General features: G+C 70.1%; 14 protein-coding genes. 9 read left to right on the forward strand and 5 right to left on the reverse strand.

Translation table 11 applies throughout. The features are described from left to right. The first annotated feature begins 255 nt into the window (after positions 1-255). From QFZ58_RS01390 to QFZ58_RS01400, 3 genes are all read left to right on the forward strand, one after another. Positions 256-771 (forward strand): DinB family protein, encoded by a 516-nt coding sequence (locus QFZ58_RS01390; protein ID WP_307123019.1) that lies wholly within the window; start codon positions 256-258, stop codon positions 769-771. 315 nt (positions 772-1,086) lie between these two features. Next, entirely contained in the window at positions 1,087-2,538 is a 1,452-nt protein-coding gene (locus tag QFZ58_RS01395) for a glycoside hydrolase family 76 protein (protein WP_307123020.1), read from the forward strand. A 401-nt stretch (positions 2,539-2,939) separates the two neighbouring features. After that, positions 2,940-3,593 (forward strand): LysE family translocator, encoded by a 654-nt coding sequence (locus QFZ58_RS01400; protein ID WP_307123021.1) that lies wholly within the window; start codon positions 2,940-2,942, stop codon positions 3,591-3,593. A 363-nt stretch (positions 3,594-3,956) separates the two neighbouring features. Here the strand turns inward: QFZ58_RS01400 and QFZ58_RS01405 are convergent, their stop codons facing one another. Next, complete coding sequence (locus tag QFZ58_RS01405; protein ID WP_307123022.1) at positions 3,957-4,613, reverse strand: TetR/AcrR family transcriptional regulator; 657 nt, start codon at positions 4,611-4,613, stop codon at positions 3,957-3,959. Positions 4,614-4,875: 262 nt separating this feature from the next. Here QFZ58_RS01405 and QFZ58_RS01410 point away from each other — a divergent pair, with 262 nt between their 5' ends. Genes QFZ58_RS01410 through QFZ58_RS01420 form a run of 3 tightly spaced genes read left to right on the forward strand, consistent with a single transcriptional unit; the run spans position 4,876 to position 7,133 of the window. Next, the gene (locus tag QFZ58_RS01410; RefSeq protein WP_307123023.1) at positions 4,876-5,220 is read left to right on the forward strand and encodes a hypothetical protein; all 345 of its coding nucleotides are present in this window, start codon (positions 4,876-4,878) and stop codon (positions 5,218-5,220) included. 27 nt (positions 5,221-5,247) lie between these two features. Continuing rightward, the gene (locus QFZ58_RS01415) at positions 5,248-5,901 is read left to right on the forward strand and encodes a CatB-related O-acetyltransferase (RefSeq protein ID WP_307123024.1); all 654 of its coding nucleotides are present in this window, start codon (positions 5,248-5,250) and stop codon (positions 5,899-5,901) included. Positions 5,902-5,957: 56 nt separating this feature from the next. Continuing rightward, positions 5,958-7,133, forward strand: a complete 1,176-nt coding sequence (locus QFZ58_RS01420) for a macrolide family glycosyltransferase (protein ID WP_307123025.1) — start codon at positions 5,958-5,960, stop codon at positions 7,131-7,133. A 468-nt stretch (positions 7,134-7,601) separates the two neighbouring features. Here QFZ58_RS01420 and QFZ58_RS01425 read toward each other — a convergent pair whose 3' ends face one another. After that, positions 7,602-8,546 (reverse strand): NADP-dependent oxidoreductase, encoded by a 945-nt coding sequence (locus QFZ58_RS01425; protein ID WP_307128741.1) that lies wholly within the window; start codon positions 8,544-8,546, stop codon positions 7,602-7,604. A 105-nt stretch (positions 8,547-8,651) separates the two neighbouring features. On the opposite strand from QFZ58_RS01425, the gene QFZ58_RS01430 reads away from it, so the two are divergent. Then, positions 8,652-9,665 (forward strand): GlxA family transcriptional regulator, encoded by a 1,014-nt coding sequence (locus QFZ58_RS01430; protein ID WP_307123026.1) that lies wholly within the window; start codon positions 8,652-8,654, stop codon positions 9,663-9,665. Between the two features lie 357 nt (positions 9,666-10,022). Beyond that, positions 10,023-11,585, forward strand: a complete 1,563-nt coding sequence (locus tag QFZ58_RS01435; RefSeq protein WP_307123027.1) for an FAD-dependent monooxygenase — start codon at positions 10,023-10,025, stop codon at positions 11,583-11,585. Positions 11,586-12,030: 445 nt separating this feature from the next. Here QFZ58_RS01435 and QFZ58_RS01440 read toward each other — a convergent pair whose 3' ends face one another. Both QFZ58_RS01440 and QFZ58_RS01445 read right to left on the reverse strand, forming a co-directional pair. Beyond that, positions 12,031-12,879 (reverse strand): aldo/keto reductase, encoded by an 849-nt coding sequence (locus QFZ58_RS01440; RefSeq protein ID WP_307123028.1) that lies wholly within the window; start codon positions 12,877-12,879, stop codon positions 12,031-12,033. A 637-nt stretch (positions 12,880-13,516) separates the two neighbouring features. Next, entirely contained in the window at positions 13,517-13,846 is a 330-nt protein-coding gene (locus QFZ58_RS01445) for a helix-turn-helix domain-containing protein (RefSeq protein ID WP_307123029.1), read from the reverse strand. A 202-nt stretch (positions 13,847-14,048) separates the two neighbouring features. Here QFZ58_RS01445 and QFZ58_RS01450 point away from each other — a divergent pair, with 202 nt between their 5' ends. After that, the gene (locus QFZ58_RS01450; protein ID WP_373428502.1) at positions 14,049-14,357 is read left to right on the forward strand and encodes an STAS domain-containing protein; all 309 of its coding nucleotides are present in this window, start codon (positions 14,049-14,051) and stop codon (positions 14,355-14,357) included. Between the two features lie 330 nt (positions 14,358-14,687). Here QFZ58_RS01450 and QFZ58_RS01455 read toward each other — a convergent pair whose 3' ends face one another. Next, the gene (locus QFZ58_RS01455) at positions 14,688-14,957 is read right to left on the reverse strand and encodes a nuclear transport factor 2 family protein (protein WP_373428503.1); all 270 of its coding nucleotides are present in this window, start codon (positions 14,955-14,957) and stop codon (positions 14,688-14,690) included. Positions 14,958-15,209: the final 252 nt, after the last annotated feature.

Raw genomic sequence — 15,209 nt, forward strand, 5'->3', positions numbered from 1 at the left:
GTCACCAGGTGACGTGGGGCCCACCGTGCTGGAAAAGCCGTTCGCGGTCGAGGGCGTCGGGCCGGACACGCATGAGCCGGCTTCACGCATCGGAAGGTCCCACCGTCGGTCCCGAAGCAAGCGCCGTGCTCGACGCCCTCAAGGCGTGTCCGGCAGGCCGCGCAAAAGCACGCGACAAGGCGGTGGTTGCGCGCCCGCGTGCGCAGATCCTAAATCACACGACACCGCCTCCGAGATGTGGAAGCCTCATCCGCGATGACACGACGAAGCGATACACCCCCCACATGGGACGAACGTACACAGCTGGCCACCTTCCTGGATTACGCCCGTGACACGGCGCTCGCCAAGTGTGAGGGCGTGTCCGAGGAGGACGCCCGTAAGGCGCCGCTCCCGCGTTCACCGTTGATGACGATCAGCGGGCTGATCAGCCACCTACGATGGGTCGAGCATCACTGGGTGCAGGTGATGTTCCTCGGCGAGGAGCCCGAGGGGCCGCTCACCGAGGCAACCGACGACGACCCCGACCCCGAGATGCGGACAGCGATCGACATCCCGTTGCCCCAGCTTCTCGCCGAGTACGAGGACCAAGGGGTGCGCTACCGCCTGCTGTTGGCCGACCGCGACCTGCACTCGACGGCCGAGCGTCCTATAGGCGACGGCCGGCACGTGAACCTGCGCTGGGTGATCCTCCACCTCATCGAAGAGATCTCCCGGCACAACGGTCACCTCGACATCGTGCGTGAACTCGTCGACGGAAAGACCGGCGTCTAGCTCCTTGTTCTTCGGCCGCCGCAGTCCACGGGCCGGTGTGATCGGCAGCTCGTACTGCCCACCGCGATCCCGCCCGACCCGCCGTGAGGAAGGATCGGCCTGCCTCGCCTCTGCCCAGCAGGTCCGCCGCCCAGGCCGGGGGCCGACCACCTCCTGACGGCGCGTACCCCGGCCGGTAGCAGGCCCCGACACCAGTACGGGGAGTACGGCTCGATGCGTTGACGTGACCATGCCGTGTGGTTACCTTCAGAGAGCGTTCTCCTGCAGTCGGTAGGGCGTTTCTCCCCGTGCCCATACGTTTCGGGAGCCTTCTCCATGAAGCCAGCCAGTTCCACGTCGGCCGTTCTCTGCGCTGTTCTGACAACGTTGTCCGCCCTTGCCTTCGGCGGCCTGTCGTCAGCTCCCGCCGCCGCTGCGCCGTCGGTCGTGTGCAACAAGTACTGCGATGCGCGGGATCCGGCGCTGAGCCCTCAGGACCGTGTCCCCGTCACCACCACGGTCTCCTCGCGGTCGATCGCTCTGCACTTCGACGACTCCGACGCGATGGGGTGGGCGTCCATCGACAACGGCGGATCCAACGACCGCGTGTGGCTGGACCGCTCCATGGACGGCGGCCGAACCTGGCCCGAAGGCAGTCGTCTGGGCGACACAGCGGTGCCTTCCGGAGGGCGAGGATGGCGCACGCAGATGTACAACGTCGATGACTGGAACACCCAGGGCGTCGGAGCCCTTCGGGCTTGCGGGCAGCCTGCCGGAGGCTCCATCGCGTGTACGCCCTGGGCGCGTACCACCTGGAACGCGGGGAGCAGGAGCACCGCGGCGGCCACCGCCCTGATGATGTCGTTCGACCGGGGCAGCAAGCTCTTCGGTGGCAACGGCTGGTGGACCGGTGCCAACGCGCTGACCGCGGTCATCGACAACATCCGGATCAGTGGCATGGGCAGCTATACCTACGCCATCGCCGACATGTACGAGAAGAACCTCAACGCGCAGGGTGGGCAGTTCCGGAACGAGTACCTCGATGACACCGGTTGGTGGGGGCTGGCCTGGATCGACGCGTACGACCTGACCGGCGACCGCCGATACCTGGACACCGCGCGGGCCGACGCGGACCACATGTACGCCAACTGGAACAACACCTGTGGTGGCGGGGTCCGGTGGAGCACGAACGGCAACTACAAGAACGCCATCACCAACGAGCTCTTCCTCCAGCTCACTTCGGCCCTGCACAACCGCATCCCCGGCGACACGGTCTACCTGGAGCGGGCGAGGAATGAATGGAACTGGTTCCAGCGCAGCGGCATGATCAACGGTGACCGCATGATCAACGACGGTCTCAGCGACACCTGCGCCAACAACGGTCAGACAGCATGGACGTACAACCAGGGCGTCATTCTGGGCGCGTTGACCGAATTCCACGAAGCCACCGGCGACTCCGGCCTCCTGACGACCGCACGCGGCCTGGCCGACGCCTCCACCGTCCGGCTCCAGACGGACGGCGTCCTGCGCGAACCCGGCGAGGGCGACAGCTGCACGGGAGACGGGCCGAGCTTCAAGGGCGCCTACGTGCGCGGCCTCGGGACCCTCAACCGCCACCTGGCCGATCGCCCCTATGCGCCCGCCCTCACCCGATGGGCGAACAGCGCTTACGACCGCGACCGCAACCCGCTCGACCAGTACGGTCCGCACTGGAACGGGGGCAGCGGGACGACCGGCTACGGCTGCCAGCAGAGCGTGCTCGACCTCCTCAACGCCGCCACGGGCTGAGGAGGCGAGGGCGGGTTCCGTCCTCCGCCGTCCACACCGATCGCGAGCAGAGCAACACGGGGCGGGGCCACAGATCGATCGCCGGGCCGACCCGCCGGTGGGGACGACGGGCTCCGCGCCCTGCGCCGGATCCGGAGCCGCCGGGCTCCGTCCTGCAGCAACCGGACTCCCGGTTCCGTCTGCCGGTACGTCCGGCAGACAGGGCGGCGCAGTCGGGAGCGACACCCGCGACCATGAGGGCGGCTTCGGGGGGAAGATGCATCCGGTCCACGTGCTCCCCAGGTGCCGGAGCGGCGACCGCTCCGGCGGGGCGTCCCGCGCGTTCGCCCGCATGGGGAGCGGAATCGGTGGAACCCGCTCAGGCAGGAGGCGTCCGGCGGTCGGGCGCAGGACGGAGCAACATGATGTCGGTCGATCTCGCCGGCTTCCTCGGGGTCGTGCTGCTGGCTTATCTGGTGCCCGGACCGGACTTCCTCGTGATCGTGCGGGCGGCCGCGCGTCGTGCCTCGCTGGGCCGTGCGGCGGCACTGGGGGCGCAGTCGGGACTGTGCGTGCACATGTGCGCTGCGGCGCTGGGCCTTTCGGTGATCGCCACCCGGTCCGCTGTCGCGTTCACCGTCATCAAGCTGGCGGGCGCCGCGTATCTGGTTCATCTGGGGGTGCGTGCCCTGCTCAACGCCAGGAAGCAGCGCGAGACGGCGGGGCGCGAGCACGAGCGCCAGGACTGCGTGCCACCTGGGCGGGAGGCGACGTCCGGCAGCCGCCGGAGCAGTTTCGCCGAGGGCTTCCTCACCAACGTGCTCAATCCGAAAGCCGCGTTGTTCTTTCTGAGCGTCCTGCCGCAGTTCATCGACCGAGGTGGCTCGACCACTGAGCAAATCTTTCTCCTCGGCACGCTCGACGTCGTCATCGGCCTCGTCTACTGGCTGGTCCTGGCAGGCGTCGCCGCCCGCCTGCGCCCGGCGTTCGACCGTCCCACCTGGCGTCGGCGCTGGGAACAGATCAGCGGCGGCCTCTTCATCGCAATCGGCGTCGGGGTAGCCGTCGTGGACTGACCTGGGGCGGGGCCATCCGTGTGCACAGTCCTGCGTTGCCGTGTGCTCTCGCCGCTTCCGCCATGTCGTCCCCGTCGATCGTCGGCATGCTCGCCCGAGGTCATCAGTTCTGGTGTGCCTTTTCGGCGGCCGTGGGTAGCTCCAGGCGAGACCCGCGGAAGCGGTCACGCAGAAGCCGGGCTGAGCCTGGTACCTGGGACGTGTTACCCGGAAGGCCGACAAGACGGACCGTATCGTCCAGCACAACTATGTCGGCCGGCACCCGAACCTTGCTCCTCCTGCTTGCCGCACCGCCCTGTCCGCCCGGCAAAGGACTGCTCGCGCACCCTGCTCCCGCCCGCATGGGCCGCGCGTGCCCGCCCGTCAGGATTCCGTGTCCGCAGTTGTACGGGTGAACGCTCCGGCGGTGGCGGCCAGAGCGGCTGTCGTGGCGGCGTAGCCGGGCAACTGGGGATCAGGGGCGGTCCGCAGGAGCACCAGTTGGTGGTAGAGCGGTGCGGTGGAGGCGATCAGCAGGCCCCGCGCATCCGTGTGCGGTGGCAGTTCTCCGCGTCTGACCGCGCGCTCCACGAGGGCCTCGCAGCGCGTATACCGGTCCTCCCACAGCCGCTGCTGCGCGCGGGCGGCTCGGTCGGAGCGGAACGAGGCCGCCATCAGGGCTTCTGCGAGGGACGGTTGTACGGACAAGGATTCCTGGATCTCCTCGTTCAATGCCGTCAGGTCGCCACGCAGGGAGCCGGTGTCCGGGGGCTGCCAGTCGTCCTCACCGGTGGCGACGAGCACATCGGCGATCAGGCCTCCGATGTCCTGCCAGCGCCGGTAGACCGTGGCGCGGTGCACTCCCGCGCGTGCTGCGACACCCTCCACCGTGAGCCCTTCGTAGCCGTGTTCGCCGAGTTCGGCGCGCACCGCGTCGAGTACTTGGGTGCGGATGCGGGAGGTACGGCCGCCCGGTCGGCGGGCGGGCGGTGCGGCACCAGGGCGGGCGTGTTCCGGCGGATGGTCCGGTGAGTCGGCCATGGGGAATCCGGTTGCTGGGCGCGGCTGGACCATGGCAGCATCTTAATGCAACGACCGTCGCACTAGTGGAGTGATCGGTGTTCCCCCGAAGCCATCGTCCGGCTCGCGGTCCAGGGTGACCGTCCCGTTCCCCACTCCTCCGGAGTCCCCCACGTGCCTACCCACATCACTGCGCCCGCTGCCGGCAGGCCCTTCCACGGCAAGCCCGTTCTCGACTCGGTGACCTGCTCGCTCGCCAGGGGCGAGCGAGCCGAAATCGTCGGTGGTAACCGATTTTCCGTCCACGCCGAAGCACTCTGTCCTCCAACAGTTCGCACGTGCCCGGTTCGTACGGCCGACCGCCCGGCTCTCCGCCGGGCAGCTGCAGCGGCTCGCCCTGGCGCGACTGGTCAGCCGGCCTGTGGACGTTCTGCTGCGCGACGAGCGCACCAACCACTTCTCCCCCTCCCCTACCGAGGATCCGGAGGCCACCTCTGCCGGTTTCGCGGGCGCCCTCGCCCTCGCCGGCCTCGACCGGTTGCTCGGGCGGCTGGAGGGAAACTCACCTGATCCTGCACGCCCCGCGCCCCCGCAGCCGGATACCGAGGTCACCGGTCCGGCCCTCTGACCCGTTCCCGAAAGGAATCGACTCACGATGCCAGCTGTTCCCCCCGACCCCACCGTGCTGCACCCGATGCCCGGCCAAGCCCGGGTTGTACTGCTCAAACCCCTGGTGCGGTCCCCGCTGATCGAAGTCGGCGAGTACTCCTACTACGACGATCCCGACGACGCGACCGCGTTCGAGACGCGCAACGTCCTGTACCACTACGGCCCCGAAAGGCTCGTCATCGGCAGATTCTGCGCGCTGGGCACCGGAGTGCGCTTCATCATGAACGGCGCCAACCACCGCATGGACGGCCCATCGACCTTCCCCTTCCCCACGATGGGAGGCTCGTGGTCGGAACACTTCGACCTGCTCACGAACCTGCCCAGCCGAGGGGACACCGTCGTGGGCAACGACGTCTGGTTCGGCCACAGTGCGACGGTCATGCCCGGCGTACGCATCGGACACGGCGCGATCATCGCCTCCGGCGCCGTGGTCACGAGCGACGTACCCGACTACGGCATCGTGGGCGGCAACCCGGCCCGGCTCATCCGCACCCGCTACGACGACCAGGAAGTCGGCCGGCTCCTCGAGGTGGCCTGGTGGGACTGGCCCGCAGAACACCTCACTGAACACGTACGGACGATCATGTCGGGCTCGATCGCCGAACTGGAAGCAGCCGCCCCGGACGACCTTCGGCCGTGACACCGACGCACACACCTCTGTTGCGCCCACCCCGCACCCGACACGAGAGGTCGCTCATGCCCAGCCGCCGTGCCCACATCGCGATGGTCGGCATCCCCGCCGTCAGTCACGTCCTGCCGAGCCTCGAGATCATCCGCGAGCTGGTGGCCCGCGGCCATCGGGTGACCTACGCCAACGACCCGGCCGTGACGGAACTGATCGCGGCCACCGGCGCCGAACTCATCCCCTGCGATTCCGTGTTGCCGGTCGCCGACAACGACTGGCCCGCCGACCCCATCGCAGCGATGGGGCTTTTCCTCGACGATGCCGTGCAGGCCCTCCCGCAGCTGCGGAACGCCTATGAGCACGACCCGGCGGACCTGTACCTGTACGACATCGGCGCCTATGCTGCGCGCGCCCTCGCTGAATCACAGAAGCGGCCCGTCGTTCAGCTCTCCCCGACGTTCGTGGCCTGGGACGGTTACGACAAGGACGTCGCGGCACACCTCCGGGCACTGCCCGGCGCCGACGCCTACCGGGCCAGGTTCACACAGTGGCTGGCCGGCTCGGGGGCATCCACCACCGACGTCGATACCTTCTCCGGGCGCCCGGAGAAGGCCCTCGCCCTGATCACCCGGGCCATGCAACCGCACGCCGACCAGGTCGACACCGACACAGTGACCTTCGTCGGGCCGTGCTTCGGCACAACTGCGGACACGGGCAGCTGGACCCGGCCGGCGGACGCGGAGAACGTGCTCCTGATCTCCCTGGGCTCCGCGTACACCCGCCGACCGGAGTTCTACCGTCAGTGTGTGGCTGCCTACGGCGACCTGCCCGGCTGGCACGTCGTCCTCCAGATCGGCAGGTACACCGACCCGCACGAACTCGGCTCCATCCCGCCCAACGTGGAGGTACACCCCTGGGTCCCGCAGCGGGCGATCCTGGAACAGGCGGACGCCTTCGTCACCCACGCCGGCATGGGCGGCTGCGGCGAAGGACTCCTTGCGGGCGTCCCGATGATCGCCGTGCCACAGGGTGCCGAGCAGTTCATGAACGCCGACCGGCTCGTGGAACTGGGCGTAGCACGCCGTATCGACACCTCCCAGGCCACCGCCGATACCCTGCGTGCGGCCTTGCACGACCTGACCACCGACCCGGAGGTCGCCCGTCGCTCCGCGCTGCTGCGCGCCGACGCGCAGGCAGCGGGTGGGACAGCGCGCGCCGCAGACCTCATCGAGACCATGCTGCCCTGAGTCGCCGGCCACAGGCAGGGGCAGCACGACGTCGCCGTCGTCGCCGGCGGAGCGGCGGCGCGCCGTCGCTCGCTGCGGGACATACTCCGGTCGCCACCCTTGTGCCGACATCTGCGGCTGCCTCGTCATCGAGCGCCGATGACCAGCCGCGGGCACGCGCGGCCCGACCGGGGGGCACGCCGCCGAACTCGCGGGCACACTCGCCGCATTCAGGAGCGACTCGAGCCGCCCCGCTCATGCTCGCCTCAGATCGACATCGAACGCAGGAGACGCACTCGACCACCCGTAGGCATCGTCCTCGGCACCACCCGCGTCGGACCGCAGATCGCGGGAGGCCGGACCGAAAGCGCCGGTGCCGGTCGTCACCATGCCGCAGTGGGTACCTACGGCCTCCCCGTGACAGGAAGCGCGCACCCTGTCACGGCAGGAGGGCTCGGGCCGGCCGGCCCGAGCCCTCCTGCCGGCCTCTCACTCGGCTCCGGCCGCCACGACCAGAACGATCTTGCCGGTCGTACGGCCCGTCTCACCGAGGGAATGCGCCTTGGCCGCCTCCACCAGTGGGAACGTGGCATCGATGTGGGCGCGCAGCGAGCCCGCTTCGACGAGGTCGGCAACGGCGCGCATACCCGCGTGGTCGGCCTCGACGAGCAGTGTCCGCACGCGTACGCCGAGTTCAGCGGCCCTCGCCGCTTCGTCGGGCGTGGCGCCGCCCAGCAGGGACACGACGACGCCACCAGGACGAAGAACCTCCAGGGACCGGGTCCGGGTGTCCCCGGCGAGCGGGTCGAGGACCATGTCGACGTCGCTCACGGCACGAGCGAAGTCGGTGGTGTGGTAGTCGATCACCTCGTCAGCGCCGAGGGCGCGGACGAAGTCGTGCTTCGGCGCGCTGGCGGTGCCGATGACGTACGCGCCGCGGGACTTGGCGATCTGCACGGCAAGGTGCCCGACACCACCGGCTGCCGCGTGGATGAGTACGCGCTGTCCGGTTCGGACGTCGGCGGTGTCGACGATCGCCTGGTAAGCCGTGAGCGCGGCCAGCGGAAGGGCCCCCGCCTGGACATGGTCGATTCCGGCCGGCTTGTGGGTGAAGGCGCGAGCCGGCCCGGTCACGAACTCCGCGTGGGAACCTACGCCGAACGGGTAGGGGAGCATCCCGAAGACCTCGTCGCCCGGCTCGAACAGGGTCACGCCGTACCCGACCGCCTCGACGACACCGGAGACGTCCCAGCCGAGGACGAGCGGGAGGCGGTCCAGGAAGAGCCCTTGGGACCGGTGCTTCCAGTCGGTGGGGTTGATGCCGGCCGCGCGGACGGCGACCAGGATCTGGCTCGGTCCGGGTACGGGCCTCGGGAGCCGGGTCGGCTTGAGGACCTCGGGGCTCCCGTGCGTGTCCTGGCTGATGGCCAGCATGGTGGTGGGTGCGTCGGAGTTCGTGTCGTTCGTCATGGGACCAGCCTCCCGGTTCCCCGCCGCACGTACCATGGCATGATTGCCACCTTTCGACAGGATCCTGCCATGGGAAGCGTTCACCGCGTCGTCGTACTCGCCCTCGACGGGGTCTATCCGTTCGAGCTGGGCATCCCGAGCCGCGTCTTCGGCGCGGCCGGGGGCAGGTATGAGGTTTTGACCTGCGGAATCGACGGGGCGCAGGTGCGGACCAACTCCGACTTCTCGATCACTGTCGAGCACGGCCCGCAGGTTCTGTCCACCGCCGATACCGTCGTCATCCCTCCGTTCGACATGGACCGTCTGGCGCGGGAGATCCCGCGGAGCGTCGTGGACGCTCTCGCATCGGTGAAGCCCGGCACACGCATCGTGTCTATCTGCACGGGTGCGTTCGTCCTCGCCGCGGCCGGGCTCCTGGACGGCCGGGCCGCCACGACGCACTGGGCGCTCGCCGACACCTTCCGCGACTGGTTCCCGGATGTGGCCCTGGATCCGGATGTCCTGTTCGTCGACGACGGCGACATCCTCACGTCGGCGGGTGCGTCGTCCGGGGTGGACGTCTGCCTGCACCTCGTGCGCGAGGACTGCGGTACGCAGGTCGCCAACCACGTGGCACGCGTCTGCGTCGTACCGCCGTGGCGGGACGGCGGCCAGGCACAGTACATCGAACAGCCGGTGCCCGCGGCGCCCGCCGGTGGGACGGCCGCGACCCGCCAGTGGGCCCTGGAGCACCTCGACGAACCCCTCAGCCTGGCCGAGTTGGCGGGTCACGCCCGTATGAGCCTGCGGACCTTCGCCCGGCGCTTCAAGGACGAGGTGGGGATGAGCCCGGGCAGGTGGCTGGCGCAGCAGCGCGTGGCACAGGCGCGCCATCTGCTCGAGTCGAGCGATCTGCCGGTGGATGACATCGCCGGCCGGGTCGGCTTCGCCACCGGCACGTCCCTGCGCCAGCACCTCCACGCCGCGATCGGCGTGTCGCCGCTGAGGTACCGACGCACGTTCCGCGGCACACTGCCGGCGTCGGAGGATGCGCCCGGTGCGGATCCCGGACAGCGACCGAAGCTGAACGCCGCGCAGCCGTAAGGGGCCTGACGGCGCACACCGGCACGGCACTGCGTCACGTTCCGGTTCGGGGGATGGAGGACCGACCGGACCGGCACGGCGGACCGGCCCGGCGGCCCGCTCGGCGCGACGGCCGTGTGCCGAGTGGTGGCCGTATCTCTCCGGTCACCGTGTCCCGGGGCATCCGCGCACGTCATGCCCGTACCGGCGCCGCTCAGCGGTGGCCGCCACGACCACTTCCGTGCACGTGGCCGAGCGGGGCACGGACGGCTCGCTCCCCGCCATTCCCGCGAGGCCGGCACCTTGACATCGCGGCACCTGTTGTGGCTGGTCAGGGCGGTTACAGGGGCTTTTCGGCCCTCGGTCATAGTGGGCGCCATGGACTATGACGTAGTGGTGGCCGGAGGCGGCCCGGTCGGACTGATGCTGGCCTGCGAGCTCCGGCTCGGGGGCGCGCGGGTGGCCGTCCTGGAGCGCCTCACCGAAGTGGACCCGACAATCAAGGGCGGAGCGATCACCACGCCCAGCGCCGAGGCGCTCTACCGCCGGGGGATGTTGCCCGCGCTGGCCGAGGTGCAGCGACAGGCCATGGACCGCTTCCGGGCGTTCATGCGCGAGCGCAACGGCGGGAGCGAAGGCAGGGCTGCAGGCCAAGGACTCGGTTTCGTCGGGCACTTCGGCGGGATCATGCTGCGCGCCGACCTGGTGGACCGTACGGACCCCGGCTTCGGCGACGCCGGGCCCGCCGCCGACGTCAGCCTCGTGGCGCAGCAGGACATCGAGCGGCTGCTCGGCAGGCGGGCGGACGACCTGGGCGTCGATGTGCGCCGGGGAGTGGAGCTGACCGGCTTCGAGGCGGACGACGGGGCAGTCACCGTACGGACGAACAGGGGGGCGATACGCGCCGGCTGGCTCGTCGGCTGCGACGGCGGCCGCAGCACGGTGCGCAAGCTCGCGGGGTTCGAATTCCCCGGTACGGAACCGGAGATCACCTGTCACCAGGCGATCGTGGAGATGACCGGCTCCGAGGATCTGACGGTCGGCTGGACCGCCACGGACACCGGGGTGTACGCCCACGGGCCGATGCCGGGCCGTATCGTCACCGTCGAGTTCGACGGCCCGCCGGCCGACCGGGACGCGCCGGTGACCACCGAGGACCTGCAGGCGCGGCTGCGACGCGTATCCGGCGTGGACGTCACCATCACCCGGGTGCGGACGGTGACCCGTTTCACCGACCACGCCCGCCAGGTCACCGAGTACCGCAGGGGCCGGGTGCTGCTGGCGGGCGACGCGGCACACGTGCATTCCGCGTTCGGGAGCCAGGGACTGAGCCTGGGTATCGGGGACGCGATGAACCTCGGCTGGAAGCTCGCTGCGGTGATCCGCGGCCGGGCGAGGGAAGGGCTGCTCGACACGTACACCTCCGAGCGGCACCCGGTCGGCGCGTGGGTCCTGGACTGGACCCGGTCCCAGGTCGCGGCCATGCGCCCGGACCCGCAGTCCCGGGCCCTGCGCGAGATCGTCAGTGACCTGGCCGGGACGGTCGTGGGCACCACGTACCTCGCGGCGCGGCTCAACGGAGCAGGAGTGCGGTACGAGCTGCCCGGCGAGCACCCGCTGACCGGTCGCAGCACCCCGGACCTCCGGCTCACCGACGGCGGCCGCGTCGCGGACCACCTCCAGGGCGGTCGGGCGATCCTGCTCGACCTCACCGGCGACCCGGAACTCCAGGCTCTTGCCTCGGGGTACGCCGACTGCGTCGACACCGTCACGACCGGCTGCCCGTCCCACCCGGACCTGGCGGCGGTCCTCGTCCGGCCGGACGGCTTCACGGCCTGGGCGGCCGACACGGGCGCGCAGGCGCCGACATCTACGGCCGGGCTGGCGGAGGCGCTGGAGGAGTGGTTCGGAGTGCCGGAGGGCGCGGTGACGCCGGGCTGATCCGCCGGACCTGGGTGGGGCCGCGCACCGCGGTCCGCCCACGGCGGCAGGATGTGGGTCAGGCGTGTCGTACGCGGGTGCGCGGTGGTGTCTCGGAATGTGCAGCGAGGCAGGCGGAGGCCCGGGCAGAAATGGAGAGAAGGCGGCCGATTGCGAGGCCGACCGCGTCCCGGCAGGCCTGTGGGCGTCCATAGCCGCCCCCGCGGGTGAACGGCACAGATCGAAGGTGTCGGACGCGGGCCGGTGCGTGCCCTACGAGAACGGGGCGCGGTGTGTGCCGGCCATGAACCCTGAAGAAGGCGTTCACCGCCGTCGCCGAGGCCGGCTCCGGCCGGGTGGACGCAACCGCCGGCGCGTTCCGACTCGGTGCCCAGCCCCTCGGCGGCGCGCCGGCCTCCGCCAGGTCCGAGTCGATCCACGCTGCCGTGGTCTCCACGATGGTGGTTCAGGGGGTGAGGGTGACGTTGCCGAGCCGGCTGACCATGGCCGGGTCGCGGTGGTCGAAGAAGAGCGAGACCCCCGTGTCCAGGGCGGCGACGGTCGCCATCTGGTCGTCGGTGAGCTCGAAGTCGAAGATGTCGAGGTTCTCCGCCATGCGCTCGGCGCGCACCGACTTCGGGATGACGACGACACCGCGCTGAACGAGCCAGCGCAACACGACCTGCGCCACTGACTTGCCGTGCGCGGTGGCGATCGCGCTCAGACGCGGGTCGGTGAACAGGTTGTTGCGTCCCTCGGCGAAGGGGCCCCACGACTCGATCTGCACCCCGCGCTCACGCATCAGCTCCTGGTCCGCGGTGCGCTGGAAGAACGGATGGGTCTCGACCTGGTTCACCGCCGGGGTGATCTCGTTGTGGTCGATGAGGTCGACGAGCCGGTCCGGGTAGAAGTTCGAAACCCCGATCGCCCGGATGAGACCTTCGCGGTGCAGGGCTTCCATGGCCCGCCAGGAGCCGTAGACATCGCCGTAGGGCTGGTGGATCAGATACAGGTCGAGGTGATCCAGCCCCAGCTTGCGCAGGGAGGTGTCGAACGCGCGCTTCGCCCTGTCGTCACCGGCATCCGAAATCCACAGCTTGGTCGTGACGAACAGGTCCTCACGGGGGATGCCGCTGCTCCTGATCGCGCGGCCGACGGCCTCCTCGTTACCGTAAGCCGCGGCCGTGTCCAGGGACCGGTATCCGGCCGCGAGGGCGTCACTGACGGCTCGCTCGGTCTGCTCGGGCGGAATCTGGTAGACGCCGAAGCCGAGGATCGGCATTTCGACGCCGTTGTTCAGGGTGCGGGTCTGCATGACAGCTCCTTACGGACGAGTGTGTTGTGCGGGCCGGGGCAGCGTGCACGCATCTGCGGGGCGCCCTTCTGGTGCGTCTCTCCGGCAGCCGGAGGCAGGCCGGAGACCCGCCGAGCGCTCCTGGGGTCAGCCGGATGTCGGCGGCGGCGTCTTCCTCGACCTGGGCCACCCGCCTGGCCGGGTACGGGGCGATATCCTCACTGTGGGCCAGCAGTCAGACCGGCGCGACCTGCGCCGCGCGGCGCCCACCTCGGCTGCGCCGGCCCGCTCCTTGTCGGCGGGTGCCAGGTGCACCGGACATCCGCACTCCTCCGGGCCGCGCGTCCACAGCGCGCACCGGCCGGACGGCGGCGACGCGGCGGACGACGTGGGCACCGCGGAACGTGTCCGGCGCCCGGCTTCGGACAGGCCGAAGAAACGGCCCCTGCCCCTCGCCCTCGGCTCCGCCACCGCCCGGTCTCCTCGACCGGCGTGTTCGGATGGCCACGGTGCTGGGTGGCGGTACAGGTCGAGGTGGTCGGTCCGCTTCAGGCGGCGTGCGGCCCGGCTGGGGCCCGTTTACGGCCTCCGACGGAACGGCCCCGCGGCGGCACGTGTCCATCGGCCCGCTGCGCGCACGTCGTCGGCTCGAGCCCGGCTACTGAGAGTCCGGCTTTCGGCTGCGGTCGCTCTCGTCCTGCACGAGAAGAGAGAGCAGGGAGGCCACGGAGAGGCCGGCTTCTGCGGGGTGGCGCAGTACCTTGTCCGGCTGGATGCGGTAGGTGTTCGCACGCCCCTCGCGGGTGTGGGAGAGGTAACCGTCCCGCTCGAGGTCGGAAATGATCCGCTGGACCGCGCGCTCCGTGAGCCGGCAGTGCGCGGCGATGTCGCGGATCCTGGCGTTCGGGTCGTCTGCGATGGCTGCCAGCACGCGCGCGTGATTGGTGATGAACGTCCATCCGGTGTGGGCTTCAGGTACTCCGAGCATGCACTCCATTTTAGGGGTACGCAGTTGCCGGAACTCGACTACATGACATACTTTTCGTGTAATCGCCGACAGGAAAGAAGTGCAGGAGGCCCCGGCAGTGCGGTGCAGCGAGACCGGCACATCAACGCGCGTCAGCGACGCCGACGAAAGCGGCCCACACACGCCTGCCCAGGCCGGGCCGGAGCCGGCGCGGGAGCGTGTGGTGCAGTACGAACGGCAAGGCGCCTGGGTCGTCGCCGCATACGGCTCCTACGACGTGGACTCGATCCGGCCCCTGGCCGAGGCGTTGACAGCCGCGACCCGCAAGCACCCGAACGTGGTCCTGGACGCCTCCGGTGTCACCTTCGCGGATTCGTCGTTGCTCAACCTGCTGCTTGTCACCCACCGAGCCGTCCCCCTGTGCGTGGCCGCCCCTGGGCCCCAGCTGCGGCGCCTCCTGGAGATCACCGGAGTCGACACAGTCCTGGAGGTGAGGGCCACGGTGGAGGAAGCCGTCGCGCTCCAGGTGTAGTGACCACGGGCGCTGTCGACGTGGGTCCTGGTCGGAGGCAAGACCTGCGGTGCGGTGGGGGTGCCGGGTCTCCAGCACACCGGAGGTCTTGGTGCCTCACCGTGGTGCCCGGTTCATCGCTGGACACGGTTGCGTTTCTTGTACGCCTCGCGGTCGAAGGCCGACCGGGAACAGGTCGATCCGCGCCCTCTGCGCGCCAGTCAACGGCACTCCCGGACCGGCGATCGGAGGTCCCGGACGGGAAGGGCCGAGGGTCTTGCCCCACGGGTCGCATGTATCGCGTGGGTCGCACGCGAGAACACACCGGCCCCTCCTCGACGAGTGGCTGTGTCAGCGGATGTGCAGCCGGTCTCGGCTCGCGGACCCGGCGCATGGGTCGGCGATCGCCTGGGTGTCCCAGCAGAACGGCCGGACCTCGGTGATCTGCCCGTTCCTGACCGTGCCCGTTTGCAGGACGGGGAGCCTGAGGTCACGTCCGGTCGCACGAGCGCGAGCACGGACCCGGGTGACAACGACCGCAGTCTCACCGGTGGCCTCGCCGTTCGTCGTGCGCCGGGTCCCGGAACGGCGCATCGTGTTGACGACGGTGTGCGTCGTCACGGAGGTCGGGCAGTTCGCAACAGGGGCGGTGCAGGTGCCGGTCCGGCATCTGACCGGGTACGTGGAAGTCCGGACGGTCCGGCCTCCTCAGGGGTGATATCGGCTCGTCCGGAGGCGAGAGACTCTCGCGGGCCTCTCGCTCGCTGCCCCCTCGACCGTACGTGCCGCGCGCTGCGGCAGGGGTGCATTGGCGGTACACCCCTTGACAGTGACTGGCTGCCCCGGGCCGATGCCGGTTACCTGGATGAAGTG

This window comes from Streptomyces sp. B1I3 (assembly GCF_030816615.1).
Classification (GTDB): Bacteria; Actinomycetota; Actinomycetes; order Streptomycetales; family Streptomycetaceae; genus Streptomyces.

What these genes read in the sequence shown, in the direction of transcription:
- QFZ58_RS01435 (WP_307123027.1), top strand. Translation starts at nt 10,023, where the DNA reads ATGGACTATGACGTAGTGGTGGCCGGAGGCGGCCCGGTCGGACTGATG.
- QFZ58_RS01430 (WP_307123026.1), top strand. Translation starts at nt 8,652, where the DNA reads ATGGGAAGCGTTCACCGCGTCGTCGTACTCGCCCTCGACGGGGTCTAT.
- QFZ58_RS01400 (WP_307123021.1), top strand. Translation starts at nt 2,940, where the DNA reads ATGATGTCGGTCGATCTCGCCGGCTTCCTCGGGGTCGTGCTGCTGGCT.
- QFZ58_RS01445 (WP_307123029.1), bottom strand. Translation starts at nt 13,846, where the DNA reads ATGCTCGGAGTACCTGAAGCCCACACCGGATGGACGTTCATCACCAAT.
- QFZ58_RS01415 (WP_307123024.1), top strand. Translation starts at nt 5,248, where the DNA reads ATGCCAGCTGTTCCCCCCGACCCCACCGTGCTGCACCCGATGCCCGGC.
- QFZ58_RS01390 (WP_307123019.1), top strand. Translation starts at nt 256, where the DNA reads ATGACACGACGAAGCGATACACCCCCCACATGGGACGAACGTACACAG.
- QFZ58_RS01425 (WP_307128741.1), bottom strand. Translation starts at nt 8,546, where the DNA reads ATGCTGGCCATCAGCCAGGACACGCACGGGAGCCCCGAGGTCCTCAAG.
- QFZ58_RS01395 (WP_307123020.1), top strand. Translation starts at nt 1,087, where the DNA reads ATGAAGCCAGCCAGTTCCACGTCGGCCGTTCTCTGCGCTGTTCTGACA.
- QFZ58_RS01405 (WP_307123022.1), bottom strand. Translation starts at nt 4,613, where the DNA reads ATGGCCGACTCACCGGACCATCCGCCGGAACACGCCCGCCCTGGTGCC.
- QFZ58_RS01440 (WP_307123028.1), bottom strand. Translation starts at nt 12,879, where the DNA reads ATGCAGACCCGCACCCTGAACAACGGCGTCGAAATGCCGATCCTCGGC.
- QFZ58_RS01420 (WP_307123025.1), top strand. Translation starts at nt 5,958, where the DNA reads ATGCCCAGCCGCCGTGCCCACATCGCGATGGTCGGCATCCCCGCCGTC.